Origin of the sequence: Gilliamella sp. ESL0254 (assembly GCF_013344985.1) — a bacterium.
Classification (GTDB): domain Bacteria; phylum Pseudomonadota; class Gammaproteobacteria; order Enterobacterales; family Orbaceae; genus Gilliamella; species Gilliamella bombicola.
In genome coordinates, this window is record NZ_JAAEDU010000003.1 from 16357 (window position 1) to 36897 (window position 20541).

Sequence of the window (20541 nt, forward strand, 5' to 3'; positions counted from 1 at the left end):
GCTATTGTTTTGTTTAGGTTGTTACTTAACTTGCAACTTTTTTATATTATTTTTATTTATATGATCACGCAATTTTGAATTGTCGTTAATGTGCATAATATTTAATATTTCGATAGTGTAAAAATCACACTATCGATCGTACTTGTCCTACATAATTTTAATTAATTATCAAAAAGCGCGCTTCATAAAAGATTTTAATACAAGATTGCATAAAAAAATTATTAGTATATTGTAATGAATATTAATTCATAAAAAAAGAATAAATATTCATTTAATTTTAAGTGAAATCTAAAAGGATAATATATGCAATAGGAGCCTAATTATGGTTTTTGATATTGATTTAATTAAACGAATTTACCAAAGTTATCCACAAAAGATTGATCTGATCCGCCAAAAAATTGGAAAACCGTTAACCTTGACGGAAAAAATCCTTTATGCACATCTAGCAGAAGGTGAAGAGATTAAGGTTTATAAACGGGGTGAGGACTATGTTAATTTTTCACCCGATCGCGTTGCTATGCAAGATGCAACTGCCCAAATGGCGCTTTTACAGCTAATGAACTCAGGTCGTCAAAGCGTTGCTGTGCCCTCAACAGTGCATTGTGATCACTTGATTCAAGCCTATAAAAATGCTCATGATGATTTAATTGTTGCAGAAAGTCATAATCAAGAAGTTTATCAATTTCTACGTGATGTATCGAATAAATATGGTATTGGGTTTTGGAAGCCCGATGCAGGTATTATTCATCAGGTCGTACTTGAAAATTATGCATTTCCTGGAGGTATGATGATCGGTACTGATTCACATACGCCAAATGCTGGTGGACTTTCAATGCTCGCAATAGGGGTTGGTGGTGCAGATGCCGTTGATGTCATGGCTGGTATGCCTTGGGAATTGAAAATGCCAAAAATCATTGGCGTAAAATTGATTGGTAATCTATCAGGTTGGGTATCACCAAAAGATATTATTTTAAAACTAGCAGGCATTTTAACGGTTAAAGGCGGCACCAATTCAGTGATTGAATATTTTGGTGAAGGGACTTCAACTTTATCAGCAACAGGAAAAGCAACTATATGTAATATGGGGGCCGAAGTCGGAGCAACAACATCAATATTCCCTTATAGTAAAAAGTCGGCTGATTATTTAACGATGACAGGACGCCAAAAAGTGGTGGATTTAGCAAATATGTTAACGGACTGTTTCAATCCTGATCAGGCTGTTTTAGTACAACCAGAAACATACTATGATCAAGTAATAGAAATTAATCTATCTGAATTGGAGCCTTATGTTAATGGGCCTTTTACACCTGATTTAGCTTATCCTATTTCACAACTTGCTACTGCTGTCAAAGAGCATAATTACCCAGATAACATGGAGGTGGGCTTGATTGGTTCATGTACTAACTCTTCCTATCAGGACTTGATGCGTGCGGCTTCTGTGATTGATAATGCAAATCAATTAGGACTAAAGGTGAAAGCAAAACTAATCATTAACCCTGGCTCAAAACAAGTGAAATACACCTCAAAGAAAGATGGCATTTTAAGTCGCTTTGAACAAGCTGGTGCAGCTATTATGGCTAATGCTTGTGGACCTTGTATTGGGCAATGGCGTCGTGATGAAGTTGCTGATGAACATAAAAATTCGATTGTGACATCTTTTAATCGTAACTTTGTTAAACGTAATGATGGTAGCCCAAATACTTATGCATTTATATGCTCTCCTGAAATTGTAGCTGCATTATCAATTGCAGGTAAACTCAGCTTTAATCCACTCACTGATAGTTTAATCAATGATAAAGGCCAGAAAGTGAAATTATCTGAACCAGTAGGGGATGAGTTGCCTAAGCAAGGGTTTGTTGTTGATGATGCTGGTTATATAGCACCCATTGCCAATGGCAGTGCGGTTGAAGTTCATATTTCAAGTCACTCAGAGCGGCTACAACAACTTTCACCTTTTTTACCTTGGGATGGAAAAGACATTACTTCACAACCCTTGCTCATTAAAGTAACGGGTAAATGTACAACCGATCATATTTCAATGGCGGGTAAATGGCTAAAATTTCGAGGACATCTAGATAATATTTCTAATAATATGTTAATTGGTGCAGTTAATGCCTTTAATCAAAAAACCAACTCAGTTTTAGATCCGCAAACAGGTAATTATGTTGAAGTACCCATATTAGCTCGTCAGTTAAAAGCTCAAGGACTAGGCTCAATTGTTGTAGCTGAAGAAAATTATGGTGAAGGCTCATCACGGGAACATGCCGCAATGGAGCCTCGCTTTTTAAATGTTAAAGCCATTGTGGTTAAATCATTTGCACGAATTCATGAAACGAACCTTAAAAAACAAGGAATGTTAGCTTTAACATTTGTTAATAAAGACGATTATGACAAAATTCGTGAGGATGACAAAATTAGCATTATTGGGTTAGTAGATTTCGCACCAGATAAAGAGCTGACAATGATACTTCATCATCAAGATGGAAGCGTGGACTCTTTTGCTGTTGCACACACTTATAATCAATCTCAAATAGAATGGTTTAAAGCAGGTAGTGCTTTAAATAAGTTGAAGGAAGGATTTAACTAACTGAAAAAAGAGGGGGAAGATGCAATATGAATCAGCAAGTTTCAATTGAAAATGGACAATTAATTGTCCCAAATCATCCAACTATTCCTTTTATTGAAGGTGATGGTGTGGGTAAAGAGATTTGGAATGCTGCTCGAACAATTTTTGATAAAGCGATTGAAAAAGCTTATCAAGATAAACGTAGCATTAAATGGCAAGAAGTACTTGCTGGTGAAAAGTCATTCAACTTGAATGGTGAATGGTTACCTAAAGAAACCATGAATGCTTTTAAACAATATCTTGTTGGTATCAAAGGCCCTTTAACTACGCCAGTGGGGGATGGGATTCGTTCACTCAATGTTGCTCTTCGCCAAGAGTTAGATCTTTATGTATGTCTGCGTCCTGTTCGTTGGTTCAAAGGGGTGGAATCACCAATAAAACATCCCGAAAAAGTAAGCATGACTATTTTCCGAGAAAATACTGAAGATATTTATGCTGGTATTGAATGGCTACAAGGCACACAGGAAGCTGAAAAATTTTATCAATTTTTATCACAACAAATGGGCGTTAGTAAAGTTCGTTTTCCTAAAACTTCGTCATTTGGTGTCAAACCTGTTTCAATTGAAGGATCAGAACGTTTAATTAGAGCTGCAATTAAATATGCTCTTCACCATAAATTACCCTCTGTTACCTTAGTACATAAAGGTAATATTATGAAGTTTACTGAAGGGGGATTTAAACAGTGGGGATATGCACTAGCAGAGAAAGAATTTGCTGATGCTGTTTTTACTATGAATCAATATGCAAAAATCCAAAAAACGGCTGGCACATCAGCGGCAGAACAAGCATTAAAGAACGCTCAATCTTCGTCAAAATTAATTATTAAAGATGTGATTTGTGATGCATTTTTACAAAATACTTTGTTAAAACCAGAAGATTATTCTGTTGTTGCAACGTTAAACCTTAATGGTGATTATGTTTCAGATCAACTTGCTGCGATGGTCGGGGGCATTGGTATTGCACCTGGCGCGAATATTAACTATCTGACAGGTCATGCTATTTTTGAAGCAACACATGGCACTGCGCCTGATATTGCAGGAAAAAATCAAGCAAATCCATCATCATTATTGCTATCAGGTGTGATGATGTTTGATTATCTTGGTTGGTATGAAGTTGGACAATTAATTACCCATGCAATGCAAAGCTTATTTCAAGAAGGTAAGGCAACAACCGATTTAGCTCGTTTTATGAAAAATGGGCAATCGTTATCTACAACTGAATTTACTCAAGCAGTAATCGATAATTTATAACACAAAAGGAAATAATAAATGAAAGAAAAATATTTAGTTTATAAATTATCTGAAACGATTAAAAACACTAGTAAAATTGAATCACAATTATTTGAAACTTTTAATGTAAAACGTGGGTTACGTAATGCTGATCACACTGGCGTATTAGTTGGTTTAACCAAAATTGGAGATGTGCTAGGTTATGAACATTTAGAAGGTGGTTCATTAAAACCTATTCCAGGGAAATTATTATATCGAGGCATTGATATTGAAGATCTTGTACATAATGCACAAAAAGAGCAACGAACAGGATTTGAAGAAACGATCTATCTACTATTATCAGGTTCTTTACCCGATAAAGAAGAGTTATACGATTTTTCACGATTACTTTGTGAATCAATGGCACTGGAAAAGCAAACTAAGATTGCTATCATGGAACTTGAAGGTCATGATGTGATGAATATTTTAGCAAGAACAGTGCTTGAAATGTATACTTATGATTCTAAAGCTGATGATACATCCCGTGATAATTTAATGCGACAATCCATAGATCTCATTGCAAAATTTCCTGCCATTATTGCCTATGCTTATAATATGTTAAGTCACAGCGCTAAAGGTAAATCATTACATATCCGCCACCCAAATGAGGATTTTTCCATTGCTGAAAACTTTTTATACATGATGAAAGGATCTGAAGGATATACTGAACTTGATGTGCGAGTGCTTGATTTGGCAATGATTATCCATGCAGAACACGGCGGCGGAAATAATTCAACATTTACGGTACGAGTGACGAGTTCTACAGGCACTGATACTTACTCATCAATTGCGGCAGGTATTGGATCGTTAAAAGGTCCATTACATGGTGGTGCTAATTTACAAGTGGGTAAAATGCTTAAACACCTAGCTAAAGAAATTAAAAATTGGAGTGATGTAAATGAAATTGATGCCTATTTACAACGTATTTTAAATAAAGATGTATTTGATAAAAAGGGTCTAATTTATGGTATTGGGCATGCAGTTTATACGGTATCAGATCCAAGAGCTGTGTTGCTCAAAGAAATGGCGTATGAACTAGCCAAAGAAAAAGGGCGAGAAAAAGAGTATAATTTTTTAAATTTGCTTGAAGAACGTGCTATCCATGCTATTTTGAATCGAAAAAATGCCAGAACAAAAAAACAAGTTTGCGCCAATGTCGATTTCTATTCTGGCTTTGTTTATGACATGATTGGCTTACCTCGAGAGGTTTATACGCCATTATTTGCAATGTCACGTATTGTTGGTTGGTGTGCTCATCGAATTGAAGAGCTTAATTTTGATGATCGCCGAATTATTCGCCCTGCTTATAAAAATATTGGTCAATTTATGCCGTTTATTCCATTAAAAGATCGTTAAACTTATCATCCGTCAGTATTATGCTGGCGGCATGAATAAAAACCATTATTTATTGAAAAAAGCGTGGTGATTTAAAGTAATAGTTTGTAGACTATGCTTCCTTATCAGTTTTCAGCTGTATACTTTTTATATAAATTAGATATGAATCTTTTAAAATCTTTAGCCACAGTTAGTTCAATGACGATGGTCTCTCGTGTATTAGGTTTTGTTCGTGATGCCGTTATTGCGCGTTTTTTTGGCGCTGGTATGGCAACTGACGCTTTTTTTGTAGCCTTTAAACTCCCTAATTTGCTGCGGCGTATTTTTGCGGAAGGTGCTTTTTCGCAAGCCTTTGTGCCTATTTTAGCTGAATATAAAAATCAGCAAGGGATTGAAGCAACGCGTACCTTTGTTGCTTATATTGCAGGTTTATTAACGCTAGTATTAGCTATTGTTACTTTTATTGGTGTTGTCAGCGCACCTTTTGTTATTATGTTAACTGCACCAGGATTTATGCAAGAGTCAACCGAAAAATTTGAACTTGCAACGACCATGTTGCGTATAACCTTTCCTTATATCTTTTTTATATCACTGGCTTCACTTGTCGGCGCTATACTCAACACATGGAATCGTTTCTCTGTTCCTGCTTTTGTGCCAACACTACTTAATGTGAGTATGATTATATTCACGCTATTTTTAACTCCTTACTTTAACCCTCCGGTATTAGCGCTTGCTGTATCGGTTGGTGTTGGTGGGATTTTACAATTACTCTATCAGCTACCTTATTTAAAAAAGATTGGCATGCTAGTGTTACCTCGTATAAATTTTAAAGATAGTGGTGTTTGGCGGGTTTTAAAACAGATGGGGCCGGCAATTTTAGGGGTGTCTGTTGGACAAATATCATTAATTATTAATACAATTTTTGCATCATTTCTTGTTTCTGGCTCGGTTTCGTGGATGTATTATGCGGATCGATTAATGGAATTCCCTGCCGGTGTGCTTGGTGTGGCATTAGGTACTATATTATTGCCATCGTTAGCTAAAAGCTTTTCTAAAGGCGATCATAAACAATATTCAGAGTTGTTAGATTGGGGATTGCGCCTCTGCTTTTTATTGGCCTTACCAAGCACGATTGCATTAGGTGTTATTTCTCGCCCACTTATATCAACGTTATTTGAATATGGCCAATTTACTTTAAATGATACATTGATGACACAGCGAGCTTTAGTTGCTTACTCTATCGGTCTACTTGGATTGATTTTAATTAAAGTGTTAGCACCCGCATTTTATTCCCGTCAGGACATTAAAACACCCGTCAAAATTGCAATTGTCACGTTAATTTTAACTCAACTAATGAATCTCGTTTTTATTGGGCCATTACAGCATGCAGGCCTTTCACTATCCATTGGTTTAGCTGCTTGCTTTAATGCTGGATTATTGTATTGGCAATTACGTAAAAAACAACTTTATCAACCCCAACCCGGTTGGTATCGGTTTTTAATTAAAATCGTCATAGCGGTAATTTTAATGTCTGCGGCATTATGGTTTGGTTCACACTTATTACCTGACTGGTCAACCGGCTCAATGTTGGTTCGTATTGGGCGATTGTTTGCATTGGTAATTGTTGGAATCGTTGTCTATTTTGCGTCGTTGATTGCTATGGGATTTAAGATCAAACACTTTATTAAACGAATTGATTAACAACAAACAATAATTAAAATTTTGTTAAAAATTTTAGGTAACAGGAACGTTTAAGTAAAATTAATAGGGAAATAAGATGAATAAAGTGTCTTTTTTTACTCTTCCCATTATTGGCAGTTTAGTTTATTTTGTGTTGAGTTCTTTTCTTTGGTTGTGTTTTGCCTTTTTACGACCCGAATCAAGCATTTCTTTTGAAACACTTGGTTCTTTATTCCCTGGTATTTTATTTTTTTCTAAATAATCTTGTAGATACATTATGGATTTTGGGTTTGTTGTCGCTTGTTTTTCACTACGCTAATATTCATATTGTCAATAAAACCAATACAGTATTATTGATTGTCATGATGGCCATATTCACGACAGTAGCTGAACTTATTCAACAAAGCATCATTGTTTATTTCTACGAGAGCCCTATTTCGCCAATGATGATAATGATTATCCCATCAGTTGTTTTCTGCTTTTTGTTGTACAGTTTATTAATTTACTATTTAACAAATTTCTTTGAAAAGTTCTTTGTAAAAAGTAACCAACCCTTTGCAATTACAGAAACTAACAGCTCAAATATTCACTTCATTTTATTTTCAATGTTTATCGTTATTGCTTTTGACTGGAGAGATAGTAATTTTCTAAAGGCTATTTATATTGGTGCTATACTAATTGGGCTATTTTTGTCTAAAAACTGTTTTAAAAAGCCCTTTAATAAAATTCAATCAGAAAGCTCATTAAAAGTGTTTTTGTATCTGTCATACTGATTTTTATTTGTCTCATTGTTTATTTTATCTCTTTATACCATATGCCAATAAGGTTTTATATTAACGGCACTACCCTGATTCGTGTAGGTCGTAGCTTGCTCTTGTTGATATTGCTTATTATGCTAGTTGGTTTGATTCTTAATAAAGTGACTAAGCATTATTTTCTAAAACAAAAAATCGGTCAGAAAAGTAATTGATTTTATTGGTTTTTTTTGTGGTGTTTTTTTATTCAAAAAACACCACCCAAACTATTCCTCCCAAAAATAGGACAACAAAACCTTAAAATTTTTAACAAAAACTAGCACATTCCTAATTAACCGATTATAATTCAATCTCTTTCAAAACAAGAGAGAGCTCATCAGTTAAGCAGTCAGTTGTAAAAAATTCAAATAAAACAAAAAATTACTTGACAGGATAATCGAAATGCGCTACCATGCATGGCATCTGGCATCTGGCATCTGGCCTGCCAAACCTACGCCCTAAATCTTTTTCATTTTCGCTGTAGTTTAAATCAGACTCAGTTCTTATTTTTATCACCTAAATTATCAAAATCATTGCACTTGGCGAAATCGCCATGTTTATCGGCAGGGTTATCACGAAGGCCGAGACACTTATCTTTTCTATCTAAATTATCAGACTTACTTAAATTATTTAGATTACCTAAATTGCCGTTGTTCTTTGCGTTGCTACTCTTATTGTCGTATGCGCAGTGTTCTATAGCATTGACGGCAAATACATCAAAGGAAATAGAGGGTAGTGCGCCATATTTAACGTTCGACGGTGGTCGGACAAAGGTAACAGATGCAGACAATTTGTTGTCTATAAGATTGCAGGATGGTCGGGTTATCACGCCATCTACTAATCCATCAAGTGCAGCAAATCCGATAAGTTTGCCGTATGTGGGGAGTAACTTAGATCATATAACAATGGTCGTCCCGTCATCACAGAGTTCAATTAGTATGAATGATTTGGTTGTTCAGGGTAATTGGGAAGATGATGATGGGGATGGACAGGGAACAAATGGAGTTACCGCATCGGGGAGTATATCGGTATCATTTACGGATAAGGATGGCAATACTGTTAATCGTAGTGATGCATTAGATATATGTAATGCTCCTTATAGGGTAAGGTTAATAAGTACAGGAGGAAGTTTAACTACCCAGTATGGGGTGCCAAGGAGTAGTAATTTCGGTGGAGCTATGGTGGATTATTATATCAATCCGTATAACACTGTTGCTCGAGTTTGTTACGCAAGGCCGAATTTGTTAATGGGTGGTACTACTATCCATTCTAATGATGAACCTCGCTTTGCCGGTTCAGCTAACATATGGAGTCCTGTTAAGGGTTTTTTAACTCAGTCAACGAGTTCATCATCTTACGACCAAAATTTTCCTACAACGGGTGCTGATGGTTTGTATTTTGATTTAGACATAGGTGGAGTTGATGGAAGTCAGTTGACGTGGTCTGTTGTCACGAATGGTAGTATAAGCGCAACGGTAAGTTGGATAAAGCCGCGTTCTGGTTCATTCACGGCCCCAGATGGAAATATCCTACAAGCTGATGAATGGATTAGAGATAAATCCAGTTATGTAACACGGGTAATGTTAAGAGGTCCAAGGGCAAGTAGTAATCAGATAGATTCAGATAGTCCTAGTCGTTTAAGCGTACCAAGTTTACCACAGACCTTTGAGTTGGTGGGAAGGGATGGTCGAGGTAATGAGGTGAGGTATGGATTTGTATTAAAGCAGTGGTTCGTCCATAGTGGTGTTAGTGAGCGTAATCAGTTTAACCTATCCTCTTGGTGTAGAAATTTGGGTTATCGCATTGCTAAGGTCAATGATTTAACTAATGCGGTTTGTTCTGGTTGGCATTCAGGATATTGGTGTCAAGGTGCAGTAGGCGCCACGCCGTCCTCAGGTTTTAATGGTTACCAGCGTCACATAGGTGCAGGATTTTTCACGGAGTGGGGCGTTATGTACATCTACGCTGATGTGGGCTTTGCCGACCACTTCTACTGGACGAGCGATGTAGCAGGTAGCACTAGCTTTGTTGTCAGCTCGGCCAATGGTGGAGTTAGCAGCCACGGTGTGTTCATCCACAACTACGCTGTTTGCACTGCACCTTAGCTGTTACTTCTTAGTCCTTAATCTTTGGGCCGCAGAGGTGGTTATAGTGAAGATAGAGATTTGTGGTCTATTTATAGTACGGCAAGGTTTCGGACGTTTTGACCTTTGGTGAATAAAATAGCCACAGTGACCACGTCCGAGCAAAGGGAATTAAAGCGAATTCCCTTTGCAATCCCACGCTTTGGCTACAGAATGTGGCCTACGGCTGCCCTCCGCCGTCGCTCGCTCTTAACGCACCGGCTATTATCCGTTCCAGACGGAGAATAGCCTCGCCAAACATCCCTGTTTGGCGTGCTAACCTCACTCTGTTGTCGGCACATTCTGACGCCGAAACAAGACAAACTACATAACCTTTAGTGCTTTTTGTGAGTTATTTTTGTGTTAAAAAGCAATGCAATTACATCCAAAAAGTGGTCAGGAAAGGTATTGATTTTATTGAAGTTTTTATTTTGATGTTTTTAAGATAAATCAATCACTTACACAACCTAAGCAAAGCGCCGACATACAACAACTCAACAAAACCACAAATAGCGCTCTAATAACAACAATTTAACCGCTCCAAACCTTTTTTTTAACGATAATTTAAAATTAAATAAAATCAACACATTAAAAAACACCTCAAAAAAAGGGTTTTCAAAGATGAAATTGTTGTTTATCTTTATATAGCAAGATTTATCAAATCTTAAGCTCTACCTTAACGCCGTGTAGGCGGTTTAGAAACTATGCCATCCCCTCACTTGACCTCTTGAGACCCCTTAACGCCGTGTAGGCGTTTAATCAAAATAAAATCAACGATATAATTATAAAAACACAACAACCCATTCCAAAAAAGATGGTTATGTTATTTGTCCTATTCCGGCGTCAGAATGTGCCGACAACAGAGCGAGGTTAGCACGCCAAACAGGGATGTTTGGCGAGGCTATGCTTCGCCGGGAGCGAATCATAGCCGGTGCGTTAAGACCGAGCGACGGCGGAGGGCAGCCGCAGGCCACATTCTGCAGCCAAAGCGTGGATTGTCAGGGAATTCGCTTTAATTCCCTGACTCGGACGTGGTCACGATAGCTATTTTGTCCACCCAAGGTCAAAACGTCCGAAACCACCGCACCCAATCCATCCTATTCACCAACCCAAAAAGGCCTGATTTTCCGCCCAAAAATCGGTCAGAAAAGGTATTGATTTTATTAAAGTTTTTTTCTGGCTGTTTTTTTAACAAAAACCGCCTAATAAAAACACAACAACCCATCCCAAAAAAGATGGTTATGTTATTTGTCTTATTCCAGCGTCAGAATGTGCCGACAACAGAGCGAGGTTAGCACGCCAAACAGGACGTTTGGCGAGTTTGTGCTGCGTCTGGAACGCATCACAAACGGTGCGTTAAGACCGAGCGACGGCGTCGGGTAGCCGCAGGCCACATTCTGCAGCCAAAGCGCGGGTTGTCAGGGAATTCGCTTTAATTCCCTGACTCGGACGTGGTCACAATAGCTATTTTGTCCACCCAAGGCCAAAACGTCCGAAACCACTGCACTCAATTTATTCTATTCACCAAAACAAAAAAGGCCTAATTTTCCGCCCAAAAATCGGTCAGAAAAGGTATTGATTTTATTAAAGTTTTTTCTAGCTATTTTTTAACAAAAATCGCCTTATAAAAACACAATAACCCTTCCAAAAAATGATGGTTATGTTATTTGTCCTATTCCGGCGTAAGAATGCGCCAACAACAAAGACAAGTATCAGGATGATACGAGTAATCATAGCCGATGCGTAATGAACACCAATTAGCTATTTTATTATTCCCTAAGGCACTTATTTGGGCCGTTATTCGCTAAAAAATCACAGATCTCTTGCTGTGATTTGAGTGTTCGAATATTTTGTAGAACTTCTGCTGCTTGAGCATAGTGCTGTTTTAAGTAAGCAAGCCACTGTTTGATACGTGCAGAATGATAAAGCGGTTTAACGTCATCAATGGAGGATGTCGCATAGTGGATTAAAATTTCCATCACTTGTTGCCAATTGAATGATGATTGTTCAGTTCGAATCATATTGGCTAAGTTAGGAATTGTTAAAATACCTCGCCCTAGCATAATGTCGTTAGTTTGGCTTTGGTTTATGCAATTTTTTGCATCCTCAATAGAAAAAATTTCACCATTAGCAATAACGGGTATGTTTAGATGTTGCTTGATTTGACCTATTGTTTGCCAATCTATTTTTTCGGCTTTATAGCCGTCTTCTTTGGTTCTGCCATGAATAGCAATTTCATTGGCACCGGCAAGTTCAATGGCACTGGCGATGTCATGGCAATGCGATTTATTATCCCATCCTAAGCGAATTTTGACTGATAATCTATGCGTTGCCCCAATCGCTTGCCTTACTTGGCTGACAATATTAAATATCTGCTCGGGATATTGTAATAAATAAGCGCCTCCGTGACTGCCAACGACCGTTTTGGCTGGGCAACCAAAATTGATATCGATACCATAAGAGCCTAATTCAATAGCTTTAACGGCATTTTCCGCCATCCACTCTGGCGATTGGCCAAGGATCTGCACTCGAACTGGCGTGCCAGATTTAGTTTTTCCGTTATGGTAAAGCTCAGGACATAGGCGATAAAAGGTTCGATTAGATAATTTATGATGGGTTACTCTAATAAATTCAGTCACACAATAATCAAATTGGTTAATTTCAGTTAAAAGTTGTCTGACTTGATAATCAAGCACACCCTCCATGGGCGCTAAAATAATGCGATTAATTTTCATTGCGAAACCTAATTAATATGACTGTTTCCACAAATGCGACAGTTAAGTTGTTTGGTAAATTTAACTTGGTTAAATTCCATTGTCATTGTATCAATCATTAGTACACGACCAATTAATGGTTTTCCATATTGGGTTAGCACTTTGATGGCTTCTAAGGCTTGCATGGTGCCAAACATGCCAACAAGCGGCGCCATGACACCTGCTTCAACACATGTGAGTTGATCTTGACCAAATAAGCGGCTCAAACAGTGATAACAAGGTTCATCAGGCTGATAAGTAAATACGCTTAATAATCCCTCCATACGGATTGCTGCTCCAGAAACTAGCGGTTTTTTTACATGAAAACAGCAACGGTTAATTTGCTCTCGTGTCACTAAGTTATCAGTACAGTCGATGACAATATTATGCTGTTTGATAAGCGCAAGGAGCTTGTCATCGTCAAGTTGCTGATGCACTGTTTCAATTAATGTATTGGCATTGATATTGGTTAAGGCTTCTTTTGCAACCTCGACTTTATATTGATTGATGGCTGTTTCGGTATATAAGATTTGTCGATTTAAGTTGGATTTTGATATGGTGTCAAAATCAACTAACGTTAATTTGCCTAAACCTGATGCAGCCAAATAGAGTGATGCCGCACAGCCAAGTCCGCCTAAACCGACGATTAGTGCTGAACTGTTTTTCAATATTTGTTGTTTATCAATATCAAAACCACGCAATGTGATTTGTCTATCATAACGAAACAGTTCTTGATCAGTCAGTTCTTGCATAGTGGATGATTATTGGGTTAATTATGAAAAGCATTATAACAGAAACTTGGCACAACAATGTGCCAAGCGATTAAGATTATTTGTCAAAGCCAGATAGGAATGTTAAATATTCTTCTTTGGTCATAAGTGGCTTATATTCTGACATCAGCGTTTGTGCAGCTTTGGCGTCGTCATAAAGTAAATCGATAATTGTACAGGCCATCATTTGCGCAGGACGGATGTAAGCCATCTCTTCATCAAATACGGTATAATCTTTACCGTGTAAAACACCTCGAACCGAACCAATCCATGGGTGGCTAACAGGCATAATGTGGGATAGATCGCCTGTATCGGTGCTTCCTGTCATATGAGGGGCAACTGAAACATTTTCTTCACCAATTAACGCTTCGGCATTATGTTTTAAAAGCTCGTTAAGCGTTGGATTGTTATTTAATGGTAAATAGCCTGGCAAGTCCTTAATTTCACAGGTGGCACCAACTGCCATAGCACCTGCTTTTAACGCTTGGTTAATTCGTTCATTGGCATTAATCATTGCGGGCACATTGCCAGCTCGCACATAACTTTCCATTCTCACATCGCTTGGAACCACATTAACTAAATCACCGCCTTGAGTAATAATCGGATGGAATCGAATATAGTCTTTTTCTTGAAATGTTTCGCGAATCGCGTGTACACCCATCATTCCCATCATCGCTGCATTTAAGGCATTGACACCTGCATGTGGTGCAGCAGCCGCGTGTGACGCTTCGCCTTTATATTTAATCAGTTTACCGATAAAACCATTACTAGTGGTTGATATTTCGATAAAACCATCTTGGCGGTCATTGGGTACGCTAGTTAAGTGTATTTGCAGTGCCATATCAACATCGTCAAATTCACCCCGCGAAATTAGCTCTGGTTTGCCACCAATATATTTGATTTTACCTTCTTCAATTAAGCGATTTCGATAAGTGATTTCAACATATTCTTCAGCAGGCACCGCAAAAGGTACGACATCGCCCGCTAAAAATTGCATAGCCCCTGCATCAATTAATCCCATCGTGACTGCCATCATATTGGCAATTTGCGCATTATGCCCACAACAGTGCGCAGCGCCAGATGTTTCGTCAGCAGCAGGGTGATCAGCACAAATAATGGCATCAAGCTCGCCAATAACAGCAATGCTGTACTGACTACCTTTTCCGCCTTTTAAGCGACCTTTTACGCCAGTTAGAGCTAATTTATTTTTAAATGGTACACCTAATTTTTCAAAGGCTTCTTCGACTTTTTTAGCGGTTTTGTGTTCTTTATAACCAAGCTCTGGTTCTGCCCAAATTGACTGAGCAATCGCTTTGATGTCAGCTTTTCGGTTTGCTATTGCGTTACAAACCTTTTTTTTAAGTTCTTCTTTTGTCATACGTTAAATCCTAATTCAAATTAGATAACACCTTCCCAATGCAAGGTTATTTGTGCAATGATTGCCGCAAAAATAAAGGTACCTGAAAACACGGCTAACGAAACAGGGATGATTCGCCAAGAGATACTTTTAAATAATGCTAAATCTTTGCCAATAGCTAGTCCTGCATAAGCAAGTACTGGGGTACAGACAGCCAATAAAGAAACTTGATCAGTAATTGAAACAACTTGTTCGTGATAAGGAAAGATTGGTGATGAAACAACTGCGGCTACGACTGATACCCATAATATAACTGGAAATTTGTTTAATAGTGGAATTTTACCAACTAAATAGCCGACTATTGAGATAGCAACTAAGATTGATAATGCTTGTAGCGACAGCATAAAATCAATTTTGTAACCTACAGTATTGCCGGCGGCCATAATAATAGCAACTAAGATCAGTAAAAATATTGTTTCTAGGCATTTCATGATAACGCTCCTTCTTTGTTACGTCGTAAGCGGGCAAAAAGGTTATATAAGAAAGAGGCAAAAGGTAACGAAAATAGTGTATAAATATAAATACCAACAATACTTGATATTAAATTTGCTGTTGTTGCATAGGCTTTGATTTCGCTAGCCATTTGAGGATAAAGGTCACTGATTGGTGCAAGTGATGCCGCCATCATACTACCACTTCCAACCCCAGCCCCCATCGCTAACGCATAAGGATGGAGGATATCTAATTTTGCCATTACGCTAGCAAGTATGCTCATCCAAATAGCGCCATAAAGCGTGCCACACACATACATCGCCATAACACCACGACCTTCAGCAGAATCTAATCCATATTTGTCGGCAACGATCGCGATATTGGGTTCGCGAGCAACTGAATAAGTTGCGCCCACCGCTTCGCGTTTCATGCCTAATATCATTGCCAGTGGTAAGCCTAATAAAATCGTGCCGGCAAAATGACCTAACTCTTGAAAAATTAAGGCTAATTTCGCATCTTCTAAAATCATATCAATTTTAGGACCAACCGAAACGCCAAGCTTGGCAACAAGTAGCATTAAAGTAACCATCATGATGGTACTGGCATGATTCATATTTTTTAGTTTTAATATTTTTAATTTGGGCAGACTAATTATTCCGCCAATAATCATGGCGTATAACATCGGGTACACTGAGATAGTCCAAATCGATTGTTTACCGATGAACTCACATACTAAAACAACGACTAGTGCAAGAGCATGCACTTTGTAGTCTTTTAACATTTCCATCCTTATGGCCTCATAGAATATTTTATTGTTAATAAAATTAGTTATAGTCACTAAAATCATAAGCAACAATTATCATTGTGTAGTTAATATACATAACCTAATTTACTTACGTCAACAAACAAGTTCCATCAATTACGCGTTAGTAAACAATATGGTAATAACAACACAAAATATTTAAACAATTAAAGAAGAAATCTCAATAAATGCCTTTATAAGGGTTTTATTTGTTTTATAATAAACACTATTTTTAAAGATTGATACTTAAACAGGATATTTTATGCGTTCAATTTATTGCGGTCAGTTAACGGCATCTCATATTAATCAAGAAGTAACATTGTGTGGGTGGGTCAATAAACGTCGAGATTTAGGCGGTATGATTTTTATTGATATGCGCGATCGTGAAGGCATTGTTCAGGTGTTTTTCGACCCTGATTATCAACAAGCGTATCAACTTGCTGGTGAGTTACGTAATGAATTTTGTATTCAGATTAAAGGGAAAGTGAGAGCTCGACCTGAAGGTCAAATCAATAAAGAGATGGCAACTGGCGAGGTTGAAATTTTGGCCACTGAGCTGACTATATTTAACCGTAGCGATGTTTTACCTCTTGATTTCAATCAAAATAATAGTGAAGAACAGCGTTTAAAATATCGTTATATCGATTTACGTCGCCCTGAAATGGCAACGATTTTTAAAACTCGTGCCAAAATTACTGCGTTTGTTCGTTCATTTATGAACGAGCATGGTTTTTTAGATATTGAAACCCCAATGTTAACCAAAGCAACACCTGAGGGAGCTCGAGACTATTTAGTACCAAGCCGAATTCATAAAGGTGAATTTTATGCTCTTCCTCAATCGCCACAGTTATTTAAGCAATTGCTGATGATGTCAGGATTTGATCGCTATTATCAAATTGTAAAATGTTTTCGAGATGAAGATTTGAGAGCCGATCGTCAACCTGAATTTACTCAAATCGATGTTGAAACTTCATTTATGACAGCCGAACAAGTGCGTGAGGTTATGGAACAAATGATTCGTGAACTTTGGTTGCATGTTAAGAATGTTGATTTAGGCAAGTTCCCTATCATGACTTTTGCTGAGGCGATGCGTCGTTTTGGTAGCGATAAACCCGATTTACGTAATCCGCTCGAAATTATTGATGTGGCTGATATTGTTAAAGATGTTGATTTTAAAGTGTTTTCAACTCCGGCCAATGATCCTAAAGGTCGCGTAGCTTTACTTTGTGTACCAAATGGCGCTCAATTAACTCGCAAGCAGTTAGATGAATATACACAATTCATTTCGGTTTATGGTGCTAAAGGTATGGCATGGATTAAGGTTAATGAACGTCATAAAGGGCTAGAAGGCGTACAAAGTCCTGTAGCAAAATTCTTTAATGAATCACAGATGGAAGCCCTACTTAATCGAGCCAATGCTAAAGATGGCGATATTCTATTATTTGGTGCTGATAGTTATAAAGTTGTGAGTGATGCACTTGGCGCATTACGTTTAAAAGTTGGTAAAGATTTAGGCTTAACTGATGAAAGTAAATGGGCAGTGCTTTGGGTTGTTGATTTCCCTATGTTTGAAGAAACCGACGAAGGACTAACGGCGATGCATCATCCATTTACGTCACCAAAAGATTATACGCCAGAAGAACTTATCAAAAATCCAGAAAATGCTGTTGCGAATGCTTATGATATGGTTATAAATGGTTATGAAGTGGGGGGGGGATCAGTTCGTATTCATCGTAGTGAAATGCAGCAAGCGGTTTTTTCAATTTTAGGTATTGATGAACATGATCAACGTGAAAAATTTGGTTTTTTACTTGATGCATTAAAATACGGCACACCACCACATGCAGGATTAGCATTCGGATTAGATAGATTAAGCATGTTATTAAGTGGAACCGATAATATTCGCGATGTAATAGCATTTCCTAAAACAACCGCTGCCGCATGTTTATTAACCGATGCTCCAAGCCCAGCTAACGCGGCGGCATTAACTGAACTGGGTATTGAAGTAAGTAAAAAATAGCGATATTTGATGCAGAAATTTAAAAATCCTGAATCTGTTCTGGTAGTGATTTTCTGCCAGACAACAAATCGTTGTCTTATGTTGCAGCGTAAGGATGACCCTTGTTTTTGGCAATCAGTTACAGGTAGCATGGAAGCTAATGAATCGCCATTAGATACTGCGATTCGTGAAGTCTTTGAAGAAACCGGCATTGATATTATAGGGCAAAATCTTAAGTTAATAGATGCAAAGCATACCGTTGAGTTTGAGATTTTTCCTCAATTTAGACATAGATATGCGCCAGAAGTTAAGATAAATAAAGAACATTGGTTTTATCTACCTCTTATTAATGAGATAACACCTGTGCTTACTGAACATTTAGCTTATCAATGGCTAACGATTGATGAGGCTACTAGTCTTACTGTATCGCCAAATAACAGTGAGGCTATTGTTAAAATTCATAGTTTGCTTAAATCTTAATTAAGAGGTCGAAAATGAAATTGAGTCTATCTGCTCTTGTGTTGTCCTTTTTATGTTTTTTTGTACCCATCAGTCATGCGGAAATAAGTATAAAAAAGTGCCAACCCAATCAAAGTGATTATATTATTTTTGATGAATATGACGCTAAAATCGCTGAGAATATCATTGATTACAAATTACATGACCAACCTGAAAAGCGTGAAAATAGTATTATTCAGATATTTGCTAATGAAAATAGTGATGATCGTAATGACTGGCTCGCCTCGTTCCGATTCGATGATGAATCTGAACAATATTTATTTTATCAAGTTGATCAGGATGAATTTATTGAAATTGACAAAAAACAGTTTGAAACCCTATTACCTAAAATTGTTGCATGTAATCAAAATAAGCAAGTACCTATTTACAGTGAAAACTTTGATGCTGACTAATTCAATTGCATGATAGTTTTTCATCAAGGATTAAAAGACCTTTAGATTTTGTTAACTCAAGATGAGTCAGTAACAGGGAGTAATAATACATGCATTTTTCAAATTTTAGAGATTTTTTAGATTATCTTGAGCAGCAAGGCGAATTAAAACGAATTACTTTTCCTGTTAATCCTTATCTTGAAATGACCGAAATTGCTGATCGCGTATTACGTAGTGAAGGTCCTGCCTTATTATTTGAAAAACCGATTGGTTATGATATGCCTGTTTTATGTAATCTGTTTGGTACCGCCAAACGTGTTGCGATGGGTATGGGGCGTGAAGATACTTCAGCTTTGCGTGAAATCGGTGAGTTATTAGCATTTTTGCGTGAACCCGAACCACCCAAAGGCATACGGCAATTTTTTAATGTATTACCTAAATATAAACAAGTGCTTAATATGCCTGTTAAACATCGTTCATCAGCCCTCTGCCAAGAGGTGATTTTTAAGGATGATGAAGTGGATTTGACGCGTTTACCTATTATGCATTGCTGGCCCGATGATGTGGCACCGCTGTTATCTTGGGGACTGACTATTACTAAAGGTCCTTATAAAGATCGGCAAAATTTAGGTATTTATCGCTTGCAGCTTTTAGGTAAAAATAAATTAATTATGCGCTGGCTTTCACATCGTGGTGGGGCGCTTGATTTTGCCGAGTGGCAACAAGCAAATCCTAACCAAAAATTCCCTGTTAGCGTTGTGATTGGTGCTGATCCTGCAACCATTTTAGGTGCAGTGACACCCGTGCCAGACACTTTATCCGAATATGCTTTTTCTGGATTATTACGCGGTAGTCGAACCGAAGTGGTGAAATCGTTATCAAACGATTTAGAGGTTCCAGCTAGTGCAGAAATCGTGCTTGAAGGTTATATTGATCCTAATGAGTTAGCATCAGAAGGTCCGTATGGTGATCACACCGGTTATTATAATGAAGTTGAGCAATTTGCCGTATTTACCGTGACACATTTAACACGTCGTAAAGATGCGATTTATCATTCAACCTATACCGGTAGACCACCAGATGAACCTGCGGTAATGGGGCTTGCGTTGAATGAGGTCTTTATACCAATTTTGCAAAAACAATTTCCTGAAATTGTCGATTTTTATTTACCCCCCGAAGGATGCTCATACCGTATTGCGATTGTGACAATTAAAAAACAGTATCCAGGCCACGCTAAACGAGTCATGATGGGGGTTTGGTCTTATCTAAGGCAATTTATGTATACAAAATTTGTGATTGTCTGTGATGATGATATTAATGCTCGTGACTGGAAAGATGTTATGTGGGCTATTTCGACACGTATGGATCCACAGCGTGATACCACTTTTATTGATAATACACCTATCGACTATTTAGACTTTGCTTCGCCGGTTTCTGGATTGGGTTCTAAAATGGGGTTGGATGCGACTAATAAATGGAAGGGTGAAACCAATCGCGAGTGGGGAAAGATTATCAAGAAAGATCCTAAAGTTGTTGCTCGGATTGATGAAATTTGGGATGAACTTGGTTTATAATTTAATATATTATGTTGTTTATTAAAGGGAAAATAAACTCATATAGCTTGATATTAAAAAATATAATTTCAAAATGAA

Annotated in this window: 15 protein-coding genes; 9 read left to right on the plus strand and 6 right to left on the minus strand. The window is 37.6% G+C overall.

Annotated features, from left to right (window positions below; genetic code table 11):
- Positions 1 to 322: 322 nt before the first annotated feature.
- The 4 genes from GYX25_RS08355 (at position 323) to murJ (ending at position 6930) form a co-directional block, all read left to right on the plus strand.
- Positions 323 to 2587: an aconitate hydratase gene (locus GYX25_RS08355; protein WP_174787167.1), complete on the plus strand. Its 2265-nt coding sequence runs from the start codon at positions 323 to 325 to the stop codon at positions 2585 to 2587.
- Positions 2588 to 2613: 26 nt separating this feature from the next.
- Positions 2614 to 3876 (plus strand): NADP-dependent isocitrate dehydrogenase, encoded by a 1263-nt coding sequence (icd, locus tag GYX25_RS08360; RefSeq protein ID WP_174787168.1) that lies wholly within the window; start codon positions 2614 to 2616, stop codon positions 3874 to 3876.
- Positions 3877 to 3894: 18 nt separating this feature from the next.
- Complete coding sequence (locus GYX25_RS08365) at positions 3895 to 5250, plus strand: citrate synthase (RefSeq protein ID WP_091350729.1); 1356 nt, start codon at positions 3895 to 3897, stop codon at positions 5248 to 5250.
- Positions 5251 to 5391: 141 nt separating this feature from the next.
- Positions 5392 to 6930, plus strand: a complete 1539-nt coding sequence (gene murJ / locus GYX25_RS08370) for a murein biosynthesis integral membrane protein MurJ (RefSeq protein WP_174787169.1) — start codon at positions 5392 to 5394, stop codon at positions 6928 to 6930.
- Between the two features lie 123 nt (positions 6931 to 7053).
- Here the strand turns inward: murJ and GYX25_RS11280 are convergent, their stop codons facing one another.
- Positions 7054 to 7185, minus strand: a complete 132-nt coding sequence (locus tag GYX25_RS11280) for a hypothetical protein (RefSeq protein WP_255457064.1) — start codon at positions 7183 to 7185, stop codon at positions 7054 to 7056.
- Between the two features lie 934 nt (positions 7186 to 8119).
- Here GYX25_RS11280 and GYX25_RS08375 point away from each other — a divergent pair.
- Positions 8120 to 9808, plus strand: a complete 1689-nt coding sequence (locus tag GYX25_RS08375; RefSeq protein WP_174787170.1) for a hypothetical protein — start codon at positions 8120 to 8122, stop codon at positions 9806 to 9808.
- 1787 nt (positions 9809 to 11595) lie between these two features.
- On the opposite strand, the gene dusC is transcribed toward GYX25_RS08375, so the two are convergent.
- From dusC to GYX25_RS08400, 5 genes are all read right to left on the minus strand, one after another.
- Complete coding sequence (gene dusC / locus GYX25_RS08380) at positions 11596 to 12561, minus strand: tRNA dihydrouridine(16) synthase DusC (protein ID WP_174787171.1); 966 nt, start codon at positions 12559 to 12561, stop codon at positions 11596 to 11598.
- A gap of 8 nt (positions 12562 to 12569) precedes the next feature.
- Positions 12570 to 13331 (minus strand): molybdopterin-synthase adenylyltransferase MoeB, encoded by a 762-nt coding sequence (locus tag GYX25_RS08385; RefSeq protein WP_174787172.1) that lies wholly within the window; start codon positions 13329 to 13331, stop codon positions 12570 to 12572.
- 76 nt (positions 13332 to 13407) lie between these two features.
- Positions 13408 to 14727, minus strand: a complete 1320-nt coding sequence (locus GYX25_RS08390) for an amidohydrolase (RefSeq protein ID WP_091348507.1) — start codon at positions 14725 to 14727, stop codon at positions 13408 to 13410.
- Positions 14728 to 14747: 20 nt separating this feature from the next.
- The gene (locus tag GYX25_RS08395) at positions 14748 to 15197 is read right to left on the minus strand and encodes a hypothetical protein (RefSeq protein WP_091348510.1); all 450 of its coding nucleotides are present in this window, start codon (positions 15195 to 15197) and stop codon (positions 14748 to 14750) included.
- Positions 15194 to 15985, minus strand: a complete 792-nt coding sequence (locus GYX25_RS08400) for a DUF3100 domain-containing protein (protein WP_091348514.1) — start codon at positions 15983 to 15985, stop codon at positions 15194 to 15196. Before GYX25_RS08400 ends, GYX25_RS08395 begins: the two co-directional genes overlap by 4 nt.
- 277 nt (positions 15986 to 16262) lie before the next feature.
- Between GYX25_RS08400 and aspS the strand changes: the two genes are divergently transcribed.
- The 4 genes from aspS to ubiD all read left to right on the plus strand — a co-directional run bounded on the left by aspS (position 16263) and on the right by ubiD (position 20463).
- Entirely contained in the window at positions 16263 to 18020 is a 1758-nt protein-coding gene (gene aspS, locus GYX25_RS08405) for an aspartate--tRNA ligase (RefSeq protein ID WP_174787173.1), read from the plus strand.
- Positions 18021 to 18029: 9 nt separating this feature from the next.
- The gene (nudB, locus tag GYX25_RS08410) at positions 18030 to 18479 is read left to right on the plus strand and encodes a dihydroneopterin triphosphate diphosphatase (protein ID WP_174787174.1); all 450 of its coding nucleotides are present in this window, start codon (positions 18030 to 18032) and stop codon (positions 18477 to 18479) included.
- 14 nt (positions 18480 to 18493) lie between these two features.
- Positions 18494 to 18910, plus strand: coding sequence for a hypothetical protein (locus GYX25_RS08415; protein WP_174787175.1), 417 nt, complete (start codon positions 18494 to 18496; stop codon positions 18908 to 18910).
- Positions 18911 to 18999: 89 nt separating this feature from the next.
- Entirely contained in the window at positions 19000 to 20463 is a 1464-nt protein-coding gene (gene ubiD, locus GYX25_RS08420; protein WP_174787176.1) for a 4-hydroxy-3-polyprenylbenzoate decarboxylase, read from the plus strand.
- Positions 20464 to 20541 lie beyond the last annotated feature (78 nt).